Below are 12,705 nucleotides of genomic sequence, written 5' to 3'. Positions count from 1 at the left end.
TATACTGTGCGCATATGCGCTTTCTTGGGAACGTCGCGATCTGTTTTGTGATGGCGGGGTTATTAACCCCGCCTTTGTGCGTCTTGGCAAAAACCCCGAACGATCCATATCTTGCTGAGCAGTGGTACTTGCGCCTGATTAATGTTGAGGCCGCTTGGGATACGTCGGTCGGTGATGGCTCGGTGATCGTGGCCGTTCTTGATACTGGGGTGGATCTTGATCATCCAGATTTAGTCCACAATCTTTGGAAGAACACTAATGAGATTCCGGGCAATGGCCTGGATGATGATCGGAACGGATATGTTGATGATGTCGAAGGTTGGGATTTTGTGGATCATGACAATTCTCCGGTTCCCAAGGGGACTATTCCGGACGCGAATTCTTCAGCGCTTGCTACATCGCACGGAACTCTGATCTCCGGCATTATTGGAGCAGCCACGAATAATAGTATTGGTTACGCGGGAATTAATTGGCACGTTCGTATCATGCCGCTCAGAATTTTAGATGAACAAGGCGGCGGGGGAGAAGAGGAGGCGACCAGCGCTATTCGTTACGCGGTGAAAAATGGGGCGAAAGTAATTAATCTCAGTTTTGTGGGGGACGTGTCTGGTTCGGCTTTGCGGCAGGCGGTGATTGATGCTTATCATGCCGGGGTGACCATTACGGCCGCGCTCGGGAATGATGGAAGGGATGTGAACAGCTCGCCGGTCTACCCGGCCTGTTTCAGATCAGAAACGGAGGATTGGGTGATCGGCGTGGCCGCTACTGACGAGAGTGATTCTGAAACTGAATTCACTAATTTTGGAAACGCCTGTGCGGATTTAAGCGCGCCCGGCACGAATATTCAGGGTTTAACTTTGAGTGACGGAGACACTGGATTATTTGGTACCCAGCTTTCTTGGGATGGCACGTCCGCCGCTAGCCCAATGGTGGCCGGAGCCGCCGCCTTGATGCTTTCAGCTTTCCCAACGCTGACGGTTGATCAAGTCAGGACTGCCATCAAGCTGTCGGTTGACCCGGTGAAAGTGACCTTATCTGGTCCGGGTTCGCTAGGCGTCGGCCGATTGAATATCGCTCGCGCGCTATCCGTGGCTCAATCATTGGCGGGCACCGCCCCGGCCGGACCACTCCCAGTTGCGCCAATTCCTTCAACCACTAAGCCGCCAGCGGCGAGTAGTGGCGGTTTGACTGGAGATTCGGCATATTCGTTTATTGCCCTCGGCGCAGCGCCTGGCGAGCCGCCGAACGTCAGAGTATATAAGGCTGACGGTACGCCATATGCAGAGTTCTATGTTTTTGCGCCAACTTTTCTGGGCGGTGTTCGGGTGGGCCTGGCTGATCTGACGGGCGATGGTGTTCCTGAGGTTATTGCTTCGGCTGGAAAAGGCGGCGGTCCACAGATACGAATTTTCACCGCTACTGGCGCACTCATTCGTTCGTTCTTTGCTTTTGATGAGAAAACAAGACAAGGAGTCTCTGTGGCCCTGGGTGATGTGGACGGGGATTTTTCGGATGACATTGTAGCCGTGGTTGGGGCCGGAGTCAGCACTGATGCTGTGGTGTTCGGCCAAGATGGTGTAGAGAAATTCCGGTTTCCGGTGGTCGGGTTCGCCGCCGACACTCCGCTCACCGCCACGGTGGCTGACATTGATGAGGACTATGATCAAGAAATGGTGTTTGGCGCCTTGTCTGGAATCCCCCGTGTAGCCGTGTATGATAATGATGGAAAAGCTTTGGTGGATTTCTTGGCATATGCGCCAACCATGACTTATGGCATCTCACTGTCGTCCGGCGACTTTGACGGCGACGATCGAGACGAGATTGTGACCGCCCCGCGTGCGCCAGGGGCCTCCAATATCCGCATCTTTAACAAGATTGGTGCGGTATGGGGACAGTTCTGGGTGGGTGATCAATCTTCTAAAACCGGCGCGGTGGTAGCCGTTTCAGACATAGATGTAGACGGTAAAGAGGATATTGTGGTGGCCCCAGAACATGGCGCCGGTGAAGTACAGGTTTTTACTTCGCATGGGAATATAATGGGCACACTTGGCTCTAAACTTATCGGCTCTTTGGGCACTTCACTTGGAGCTTGGTAAATAAATAATATGGATAAAAAAAATGTCTTGGTTACGGGAGGCGCAGGATTTATTGGATCGTTTTTGTGCGACGTGCTTCTCAAAGAAGGGAATCACGTCATCTGCGTCGATGACTTTTCTACGGGGCATGTTCGCAATATTGAATCGCTTTTGCGCAATCCCGACTTCCAGTTTTTGAAGCTCGACATTTCCGTTCCGTTCGACCTTGAGACCTTTCCGGAGCTCGAACCATTTAAAGTAAAATTTCTCGGTGTCCAGGAAATTTATCATTTGGCCCTGCCCACAGCCGTAAAAGGTTTTGAAAAGTATCGGATGCCGGCTTTGCTCACTAATTCATTGGGTACTAAAAATGTTCTTGATTTGGCGGTTAAATATAAGTCGCGTGCCCTTTTAACTTCCTCGGCTACAGTTTATGGCGCCCGTGATGCGAGCATAAAAGCAGGGATTGATGAGTCAGAGCTCGGCGTGCTAGATCATTTGAACCCCCGTGCCTGCTTTAACGAAGGCAAACGCTTCGCAGAAACCATGTTCACCACTTATGCGGATGTTTACGGATTGGATTGCAAGATTGCCCGTATCTTTAGGACCTTCGGTCCGCGCATGCCGTTGTTCCAGGGCCACCAGATTCCAGATTTTATTTTAAATGTGCTTGACGGACAGCCAATTGTAATCATGGGCGATGAGAACTCAACGACAACACTGGCCTATGTCACAGATGTGGTAGACGGTTTGACGCGTCTGATGCGGGCGGAGAAGGGGATTGGTCCCGTAAATCTTGGCAGCGATGTTGAGGTGAAAATTTCAGATATCGCCAAACAGATCATGACGCTGACGGAAAGTGAGGAAGTGGCGATTAGTTATGAGGCTCAGGCAGCCCACATGGTGCCGCTTGGTCTCCCATCCTTGAATAAAGCTCGTGAAAAGCTTGGTTGGATTCCGCTCGTTAGGACTGAGGACGGACTTAAGAAAGCAATAGATTACGTTCGTGCTAATAAGGTTCTTTTGACGAATGGTGGAAATATAGGTTAGATAACCCCATCTATGCGCGTGGTGGCGGTTATTGCTGGCTATAACGAAGAAGCGCGGATTGCAGACGCAGTTCGCGATGCTTTGGCGTACGTGCCATTCGCGGTAGTTGTCGATGACGGGAGTCGAGACAAGACCGGCGAGGTTGCTAGTAAAGCCGGTGCGCATGTGCTGACGCATATATTAAACCGCGGCCAGGGGGCGTCGCTCCAAACTGGCATGGACTACGCGCTTAACGTTCTTGGCGCGGAGGCGATTGTGCATTTTGACGCTGATGGGCAGATGCGGGGAGGTGAGATTCCGCTGATGCTCGAACCAATCATGAAGGGCGAGGCTGACGTGGTGCTCGGCTCTCGTTTTCTTGGGCGCGAAGCGGAGAATATGCCAGGACTTCGCCGAGCGATGATCCTGCTTGGAGTTCTGTTTACGCGCGGACTTTCTGGCATTAAAGTGACCGATACTCATAACGGCTTTCGAGCTTTCTCGAGGAACGCCGGTTTGTCGGTTCGTATTTCACTCGACCGCATGGCGCATGCTTCAGAGATTCTCGACATTATTGTGAACAAGCGTTTAAAGTACGTCGAGCGTCCCGTGACCATTCGCTACAGCGAGGAGACGTTGCAGAAGGGACAATCAACGCTAAAAGCAATGGCTACGGCTACCGATATTTTGAAAAAGAAACTTGTTGGCTAATATGATTTTCCAAATCATCCTTGTTTCATTCGCTGCGTACGCCATTTATAAAACGTGGAAGCAGTATTCCAAAAAAGAAGCTTCCAAATATTGGGCCATCGCCTTCACGCTTTTGTGGATCGTCGTTATCGCGGTCGCGCTCGTGCCGAACTTAGCGAACATTGTTGCTAACTTTGTTGGCATCGGCCGCGGCGCAGACGTCATTGTCTACTCTGCCATTGTGGTCCTTACGTTCACCGTGTATCGGCTCATGATTGCCCAGCAGAAGCTGTCCGCGGAGATGACATCGCTTGTGCGGGCGGTAGCCATTGAGAACGTCAAAAAGCCCAACGAATAGGGCATCTATGCGAATTGCTGTCGTTTCCGCAGTTTTCCCTCCTTATAAGGGGGGTATTGGACATGTTGCCGAAGCCCAGACCAACGCTCTTAAAGCCCTTGGCCATGATGTGGTCGTTTTTGAGCCGAGCACGACCAAGTCACTCTTTGCGTACGGCAACGCAGCGTTGATGCCGTCACTTGTCATGAAGCTGAAAGGCTTCGACGTGATCCACGTTCACTATCCGTGTTACGGCATGGACGTGTTTGCTGTGCTCGCGTCGATAATTCACAAAACGCCTCTTGTACTCACGTATCACATGAAGGCCGTGACAAAGGATTGGCGCAACGTTATTTTTACCTTGCATCGTTGGTTCATCGAACCATTTATTTTTCTCATCGCCAAAAAGATTTTCGTGAGCTCGCTTGAGTACGCAGAAGCCTCCGGTCTCTCTCACGACGGCCTGACCGAAATGCCTTTCGGCGTGGACAGCACGCGCTTCGCGCCGGGTGTGGCGTGTTCCCCCTCTTTCAAAGAGGGGGCTACGGGGAAGTCGGTGGTCTACCTCTTCGTCGGCGGCCTCGACAAAGCGCACGACTTCAAAGGCGTGGATATTCTTCTGCGTGCCTTCGCTAAACTTGCGCCGAGTGCCCGACTCGTGATTGCCGGCGATGGCGACCTCAAGGCATTCTACGAGCGCCTCGCCTCTGACTTGATGATCGCCGACCGCGTGAAATTTCTCGGTCGCGTGTCAGACACAGAACTGCCGAACGTCTATCGCTCTGCAGATGTGCACGTACTGCCGAGCATTAACGGCGGGGAAGCCTTCGGTCTCGTCACCCTCGAGGCCGCTGCTTCAGGCCTGCCTTCGGTTGTCAGCGACCTTCCTGGCGTCAGGACACTCGTCGAAAAAGGCCGTACGGGCTACCTCGCCAAACCTGGTGACGTAGATGATTTGGCGTACCAGCTTCAGAAGTTCGCCGATCGCCCAGAAGACGCAGTAATCATGGGCTCAGCCGCTCGCGTACGTGTTATGGAAAGGTATGACAGCGGGGCTATTGCACGCCAATTGCTCCAGGCGTATAACGGAGTACTCAAGGTATGAAGATAGGAATCATTACAAATCTCTATCCGCCCCACGCCCGCGGGGGAGCTGAAACGGTCATTGTTCGCACGGTCCAGGAACTCCTGGCTCGTGGACATGACGTGTTTGTGATTACCGGCCAGCCGCGCTCTGAAGGGAGGGGAATTATTTTGGATCGCTCAACGGTTGAGCGTGTTTATCGTTTTTATCCGCGCAATTTGTACTTCACGTTGAACGATTATAAATATCCGTGGCTCATCAGATTATTTTGGCATCTAATAGACGGCTTCTCTGGACATGGAGCGGAGGTGGTGCGCAAGGTTATGGTTAATGAACAGCCGGACGTGGTCATTACGCATAACCTAAAAGGACTCGGCCTGTCTATTCCGAAGGTCATGCGTCAGATGAAGATTCCGCATGTGCACGTGATTCACGATTTGCAGCTTATCGTTCCCTCCGGCCTCGTCATGTTCGGTAAAGAGCAGACGCCGTGGTTCATTAAACCGTTCTATAAGGTGTACCAGCTTTTTTGTCGCGCTAAATTTAAGAATCCGGACGTCGTTATTTCGCCGTCGCATTATCTTGAGCGCATGTATCGCCGGTCCGGCTTTTTCACGGGTACTAACATTGAGGTGATGCCTAACCCGGCACCGACCTATGATATTTCGCCAAAGAAAGGCCGTTCTGGCGGACCGCTGAAACTTTTGTTCGTGGGCCAGCTCGCCCAGCATAAGGGTCTAGCCTTTTTGGTCGACGCTATTTCGACCTTGCCGATTGATGCGCGCCTCATGATTGCGGGTGACGGGGTGCTCAGAAAGTGGACAGAGAAGCACGCCAGCGAAAACGAACGCATCACTTACTTGGGTTACATGCCGCCGGGGGAGATTGTGAACGTGTTTGGAGTTGTTGACGCACTCGTCGTGCCGAGCCTGTGTTACGAGAATTCTCCAACGGTTATTTACGAAGGCCTCCAGGCTGGTTTGCCGATTCTGGCTTCGAGAATTGGCGGCGTGGGCGAACTGGTGGAGGAAGGTAAAAACGGCTTCCTGTTTATCCCCGGCGACCGAGGCGACTTCTTGCGCGCGCTCACAATCCTAGATCAACGCAAGGACGAATTCGCCCAGCGCCGCGACGAGACTAGTAAAACAGTCGCCGACTATTCGCTGCCGAAGTACGCAGAGCGACTAGAGCGTGTTTGTGCAGAAGCCATCAAGCACCGGAAAGAGAGAATGATTGTGGGGCGGTAGGATGGATCGCTTGCGAATTATTCCGGTCTCCACTCTGAGCGAGCGCGAAGAGTCCGACCCTCACCGGTGAAAGTTTGATCCTTCGCATGGCTCAGGATGGAATGCTTGAGAATTTATCATGGTCCCCACTCTGAGCGAGAGCGAAGAGTCAGACTTTCACCTCCAAGCATTGTATGAATGACGATTCATGTGGCGTCTACATCATGGCGAGCCCAACGAACAATGTTTTGTATATTGGGATGAGCACGCAATTGCCGGAACGGATTCAGCAACATAAAGATAAACTCGTGCCTGGATTTGCAAGTAAGAATAACTGTGTGAAGCTCGTCTATTTTGAAACTACTCCAGATCGAGACACGGCATTATTTCGAGAGAAACAATTGAAGGGATGGAACCGAGCGAGGAAGGCTGAGCTCGTTACCTCGAAGAATCCGAAGTGGGAAGACCTGTTTGAGAAGCTCGTCGAGCTCTCCTGAGGTGGAGGGGAGGGTCTGATCCTTCGCTCGCGCTCAGGATGGATCCTGATCAGGACCAATCCATCCTACTCAAACACCATCACCATCACCTCGTGGTCGCCGAAGGTCCAGGTGATGTCCGTGATGGTTTTTGTTTGTTCCACGACGCGTTTGGAGTCCCACCAATAATCGTCCATGACGAAGAAGACCAGTTGGGCGCCGGTGAGTGCACGAGCTTTGTCGATGATCGCTTCACGCGGTTTGTCAGCCATGGCGAGATAGAGTTGGTACAGCTGGCCGCCAGTGGGGATAGGGTAGAAGTAGATGTCGCCGTGATAATATTTTTTGAAACCGAGAGTCGAGATGGCCGCGGACGATGTGGCCTGGTTCGCAAGAACGACGTAATCCCGTCCGGCGGCGTATTCTTCGATGGCCTTAACGGCGTCAAAGTCCGCCTTTGTCACATTGAACCCCGCTGAAGATGCATATGCGTCGTACCGTGGGAACGCGCCGTACACCGACGATACAAATACAACGCCGACAATGGCGACACCAAACGCGCGTCGCGCTGTAAGGGCGGGGCTTGCCCCGCCCTTCGCACGCGTCATCGCGTACGGCATATACGGCATCAAAAACAACACCGTCAGGGTGAGCATCCGCGCCGCAAAATCCGTCCGTTCGTACGAAATTAAGAAAGGGAACTCAAAGAATAATCCCAAGATCAAGAAGTTCGAAAACGCAATCCCCGCGCAAATCAAGGGAATCCATCGTACGGACGCCCCTTGCGGCGCCCCCTTGTGCATTCGCCATGCACCGAAAATCCCGATCGTCACCGTGACGAGGAACATGTTCCCGATCACCAAATACGCCGTGTCGCCCCAGGCGTTGAAATGCGTGCCAAAGAATGAGGACAGGGGCAGGGCTGCAATTTCGTGAAGCCCTGGGATTTGAATGCCAAAAGGCTGATGTGCTTTGAACGACTGCGCAATAAATGCAAAGGGAAGGGCGAATGTCGCCAAGACGGACGTCCAGATGAACCACGCGCGTTTCTTATCGGCCAAGAAATTCAAAACGACGAAGAAGACGGCGAGGAGTCCGGCAATCGGATGCGCGGTCAGCGCCGCAACGGCAAAGATCGATGGGATTATCGGGAAGGCGGGGTTTTTAACCCCGCTGTCGGTTTTTGTATTTTGCGTGATCAATATCGCGACCGTTGTAAAAACGAACGCCAACGCCTGCGGTGTGGTTTGGACAAATGCGGCGATAGGTAGAAATAATAAAATCGCCGCGGTAGGGGCGGGGCTTGCCCCGCCCTGGCGTATCGCCCGCAAAAACACCGCCGCCGGAATCAACGTCGCCGCCAAGAGCGGCACCAAGAATACGTCGACCAACATGAGTGGCAAATGGAGCACCTTCATCGCAAACAATTCGATCACATATTCGCCAATGTAGTAGAGCGGCTTCGGCGTGATCGTCCCATGCTCAGCGATATGTTGGATGGTCGCTCGATGCAGAAACGGATCAAAACCGAAACCGAGGGGATATGCCGCAGCGGCAAATGACAACGCGGAAAATAACGTGATTACGATTACACCGAACCCCGCGGCTGTACGGACGGGGCTCGCCCCGTCCTCGCGTCCTCCTATCAATAAAACCGCCGCACAAACCGCCGGGATAAACAGCCACAGCAAATTCGCCGAATTGATAACCAGCCACGGCGACCGTACGGATTCGAGAATGGGATGTGTGAGCACCGCGTGCCACCAGAGGCCGAGCGAGAGGAGGGAGACTGAAAGTAATGCAGTCATCCTGAGCGTAGCGAAGGATCTGATTGGTAACCGTTCTGATCCCTCCGTTATCGGGATGACACTGCCAATCAGATCCTTCGTCGCGGAGCTCCTCAGGATGACGGCGACGATCGCCGAGCCGGCCACCGCACACACAATCAGGCCGATGGTTGTTACCGGCATGACATAATACATTCCGGTGGCTAGAATGCTAAAGACAGCCAGGGCGGCACCGGCGGAAATGATGGCTTGAAGAAAGCGGGTAAACATGTAAAATGATGGTACTTGTATGGAAGAAACAGTGCAAACTACAGCCCCAAAGCTCTATCCGCATGACAAAGTGATGAAGGCGCTTGTGCTGCCGTTTGTCCCGGCTTTTGTGAAGCCGAATTACGTCACGGCGTTCCGGCTGTTGTTTACGCCGGTCATTTTTTATCTTTTTATGAAGGGTTATTTTACCCTCGCCGTTCCAGCTTTTATCTTCGCAGCCTTCACTGACGCACTTGATGGTTCGCTTGCCCGCGTCCGTAATCAGATTACTCCGTGGGGTATATTTTTCGACCCGCTGGCTGACAAGCTGTTGATCGGTGGAACGGCTTTGCTGGTCGCGATCAATTACTACCATCCGATTATTATCATTCTGGCCCTGGTGCTCGACGTCATGCCGTCCATTCTTTGGGCCAGTACTAAACGCGGGATGGTGGTCATGATGGCTAACTGGTGGGGCAAAACAAAGATGATTTTACAGGTGCTGAGCATGACCGTACTGCTCATTGGTATCATGACGAATAACCCTGGGATGATCAGTTTTGGCGAGGTAACGCTCGGGATTTCGCTCGTCTTTGCCTTTATTGCAGTTGTGACCTATTCCTTGTAGGATACGGCCGTTATGAGCCGATTTTTAAAGGATTTTTTGAAGGGCCTGATAATTGTTTCTTTTTTTGTTTCGACTTTGTGCTTGAGCGCCTACGGCGAGCGAGTGTTCGTTTCCCCGGATGAAAATGCGGCCTTCTTTTTTGCTAAACAGTTTGCCGACATTGGTTCTTTGGCCGTTCACGAAACCTTTAATGAAAAACTTGGCGGTCTCATTCATCCGCGGAGTGTAGCGGTGATGGGCGAATTTTTAGTACCCGGCAGTTTTCTTGGTCTGCCACTTTTAGCCGGTGTCTTAATGATGGGCTTTGGCGATGCCGGCGGACTCTTATTAACTCCAGTGCTCGCCCTGTTAGGTGTCTTGGCTTTTCGAGCCGTCCTGCAGAAAGTGTTTGAGGATGACGGATTAGCTGATCTATCGGCGTTGTTTCTAATGGCGCATCCCGCCTATTTGTATTTTTCTGGGCGCGTCATGATGCACAACGTGGCGTTTGTCGACTTCTTGATTTTTGCGGTGTTCTTTGCCGTCGCCCGACCGTTCGGGACAAGGTCACTCTTTACTCGAGAATTCCGCCGGCTCGAGTTCGTGCTTTCGGGAATCATGGTCGGCACCGCACTTTTCTTCCGGTTGAGCGAAGCCGCCTGGGTTTTGCCAATCGCTCTCGGCCTCCTTATCGCCTATCGCAACATTATTGGTTGGCGGAATATCGCGTCCTTTCTTTTTGGGTTAGGCCTCATGGGGTTGGCTATCGGTGCCTCGAATTCTTGGGTCTACGGATCTCCTTTGGTGACGGGGTACAACATTCCACCGACTACACCTGCGATCGCTGTCGAAGGAGGGTCGACGCAAGGGTCGACCCCTACCGCGACGCCTTTCGGTTTTCATCCCCGCGCGGTGATGAACAATGTTTGGAACTACGGCATCGTGCTGTATCCATGGATGACGATCGCGTCGGTGTTTGGTTTCTTGCTCCTTGTCCTGCGGAGATTCGACAAAAACAAAGCGTGGAAAACATTGACGGTGATTTCGATTCTTGTCGCAGGCTCTTTGTTTGCATTCTATGGCAGTTGGAACTTTTTCGATAATCCAAACACCGACTTGGTGACAATTGGTAATTCTCACGTCCGTTATTGGCTACCGATTTTCGCGCTCTCCATTCCCTTCGCCGCGTACTTCGTGTTGTCACTCTGGCGGGTATTGGGGAATTCCCCCTCTTTCAAAGAGGATGCTACGGGGGAGTCTCAGGGTGGTCAGGGTGCGCGACGGTTGCTTCGAGTACTTGCGCGCCTCGTCCTCATCCTCGCCGTCTTGGCCGGTCTCACCGCGAATGTAAACCTCGTCTTCTTCGGCCACGACGGCATCTTGGCCTCGCGTCGCGCGATGGATTCGTTCATTGGCAAACGCGCGCGGATCATGACTTTGACCGAGCCGGAATCGGTGATCGTAGTTGATCGTTCGGACAAATATTTGTTCCCGTATCGTCGAGTAATTGTTCCGTTGCGCGATGATAAAACTTACGCTGCACTGCCGGAACTTGTGAAAGACGTGCCAACGTATTACTTTGGCATTACGTTCCCACAGGCAGACCTCGACTACCTGAATGGCGATAAACTGAAAGCCCTTGGCCTCAAGATCGAGCTTGTGGAAACCATGCATGAAGAGTCCCTGTATAAATTCTCACATGAAAAAGTCACCGCTCGTTAAAATAGGCGTTGTTGTCGTTCCAATCATCCTCTTCCTCGGTCTTCTTTATAATTATCTCGGACTGTCCGGCGTGAAGACGGTCCGCTATGTGGTCGGCGATTCCTCGCCCTTTATTCAGTCGCTTTTACCGAGCGAGCGAGTCGGCAAAGTCGAAAATGGATCCGTGAAGCTACTCGACGAGCCCGTCTATTTTTCGGTGTTTGCTCCACCAGGAGGTTGGGAGACGGCTGACGTGAAATTGTCGTTCAACACAGGCAGTCACGCCATCCTTGAGCTTGGCGTGCTGAAGGATTTGTTTGCTCAGGCTTTTGATTTTCGCCCGTTCGCTAATACTGTTGTTGAAAATCTGGAGGCAAATGGCTGGACGGGGAGACCAGTCGCCAAGCTCGGAGCAAATATCAATGCCTTTGTTCGCCAAGAATTTGTGGGTGCAGACCCTTCAGCTATTAAGGATTCTGAAATTGGGGTTTATCGGGCAGCACTTCCCTGGGCCCCGCCCAGAGGAGCTACGAGCTCAAAGAGAGAACATACTTTTTCTCTTTCGCTCCAGGGACCGCATGAACTTTTTACGGCTATTGGAGATGGGGAGACGCTGAAGATCACCATTAACGCGTCTGACCTGAACCAAGTCGTCGGTGCCGATGAAGGCGCAATTCGCGTCTACACAAAGAACGGTGAGATGGTTGCCGAACAAGGATTTGCAGATGACGGCAATGCCACGGCTGACGGTTTAATGGGATCGCTCCAGTCTGTAACGATCGCCCCTGACGGTTTGCCGGCAGGTGTATATCGCATCGTGCTCTCGGGGACGTCTGACGTGGTGTTTTCGACTTTTACTACTAAACAGAATTATCTGGTCGTTAAGAATTCCATCACGCTCGCCGCGCATGTTGGTCCTGTCGCTCTCAATACAAACGCTAAGAAGATTGCGGTCGAACCGCTTACCGCGGACGCGCTGGGTTCCGCGATCTTTGGCGCTACGCCTATCACGCTAGACACCGTGCGCGCCAAACGGACGGGCATCACTGCAGTGCGCGATATCTCGGCGATTATTCTTCCGGGAGGAAGCGTGAAGGTTACGGGTGAAGGGTTCTTTGCGCTTGCTGACGCGCTATTTTTCGCGCCAGAGCCCGCGGGGTTTACAAACTTCACCGCCGCGCCAGAGGCTTTTAAAGCATTGATCGCGTACTTCCCGCCGCAGATGAAAGAGGGTGACTGGCGAGTGGCGACGTCGACATTCGATTTGAGAACGTTGGCCAAAGAACGGGGAGCCTACAAGTTTGTGCTTTCGGCGCCGCTCGTGAAAGAAAAAGACGGGGGAGTGAACATTCACGCTATTGACATCACCTTCAAGAAACCGCCCCTGACGTTCCGCTCGCTCGCCTCATCCCTCAAGGCATTCGTGAAAGACCTCATCTGGTAA

General features: G+C 52.5%; 11 protein-coding genes. 10 read left to right on the top strand and 1 reads right to left on the bottom strand.

Annotated features, from left to right (window positions below; translation table 11 throughout):
* The first annotated feature begins 14 nt into the window (after positions 1-14).
* The 7 genes from WC813_02995 (at position 15) to WC813_02965 (ending at position 6,938) form a co-directional block, all read left to right on the top strand.
* Positions 15-2,096 (top strand): S8 family peptidase, encoded by a 2,082-nt coding sequence (locus WC813_02995; GenBank protein ID MFA5946966.1) that lies wholly within the window; start codon positions 15-17, stop codon positions 2,094-2,096.
* 9 nt (positions 2,097-2,105) lie between these two features.
* Positions 2,106-3,125, top strand: coding sequence for an NAD-dependent epimerase/dehydratase family protein (locus WC813_02990; GenBank protein MFA5946965.1), 1,020 nt, complete (start codon positions 2,106-2,108; stop codon positions 3,123-3,125).
* A gap of 12 nt (positions 3,126-3,137) precedes the next feature.
* Entirely contained in the window at positions 3,138-3,815 is a 678-nt protein-coding gene (locus tag WC813_02985; protein MFA5946964.1) for a glycosyltransferase family 2 protein, read from the top strand.
* Position 3,816: 1 nt separating this feature from the next.
* Positions 3,817-4,152 carry a DUF2304 domain-containing protein gene (locus WC813_02980; protein ID MFA5946963.1) on the top strand — a complete coding sequence of 112 codons (336 nt, stop codon included), beginning with the start codon at positions 3,817-3,819 and terminating at the stop codon, positions 4,150-4,152.
* Positions 4,153-4,159: 7 nt separating this feature from the next.
* Positions 4,160-5,236, top strand: a complete 1,077-nt coding sequence (locus WC813_02975; GenBank protein ID MFA5946962.1) for a glycosyltransferase family 4 protein — start codon at positions 4,160-4,162, stop codon at positions 5,234-5,236.
* Entirely contained in the window at positions 5,233-6,462 is a 1,230-nt protein-coding gene (locus WC813_02970) for a glycosyltransferase family 4 protein (protein ID MFA5946961.1), read from the top strand. The genes WC813_02975 and WC813_02970 overlap by 4 nt, the downstream gene beginning before the upstream one ends.
* 173 nt (positions 6,463-6,635) lie before the next feature.
* The gene (locus WC813_02965; protein MFA5946960.1) at positions 6,636-6,938 is read left to right on the top strand and encodes a GIY-YIG nuclease family protein; all 303 of its coding nucleotides are present in this window, start codon (positions 6,636-6,638) and stop codon (positions 6,936-6,938) included.
* Positions 6,939-7,003: 65 nt separating this feature from the next.
* Here WC813_02965 and WC813_02960 read toward each other — a convergent pair whose 3' ends face one another.
* Positions 7,004-8,974 carry a hypothetical protein gene (locus tag WC813_02960; protein MFA5946959.1) on the bottom strand — a complete coding sequence of 657 codons (1,971 nt, stop codon included), beginning with the start codon at positions 8,972-8,974 and terminating at the stop codon, positions 7,004-7,006.
* A 19-nt stretch (positions 8,975-8,993) separates the two neighbouring features.
* On the opposite strand from WC813_02960, the gene WC813_02955 reads away from it, so the two are divergent.
* The 3 genes from WC813_02955 to WC813_02945 are packed head-to-tail and all read left to right on the top strand — an operon-like array spanning position 8,994 to position 12,705.
* Positions 8,994-9,581 (top strand): CDP-alcohol phosphatidyltransferase family protein, encoded by a 588-nt coding sequence (locus WC813_02955; GenBank protein ID MFA5946958.1) that lies wholly within the window; start codon positions 8,994-8,996, stop codon positions 9,579-9,581.
* Between the two features lie 12 nt (positions 9,582-9,593).
* Entirely contained in the window at positions 9,594-11,282 is a 1,689-nt protein-coding gene (locus WC813_02950) for a hypothetical protein (protein MFA5946957.1), read from the top strand.
* Complete coding sequence (locus WC813_02945; GenBank protein ID MFA5946956.1) at positions 11,260-12,705, top strand: hypothetical protein; 1,446 nt, start codon at positions 11,260-11,262, stop codon at positions 12,703-12,705. The genes WC813_02950 and WC813_02945 overlap by 23 nt, the downstream gene beginning before the upstream one ends.

The sequence above is a fragment of the Patescibacteria group bacterium genome, assembly GCA_041659765.1.
Taxonomy (GTDB): domain Bacteria; phylum Patescibacteriota; class Patescibacteriia; order UBA9934; family UBA9934; genus JAGORL01.
This window is presented reverse-complemented; position numbering and strand designations above follow the sequence as displayed.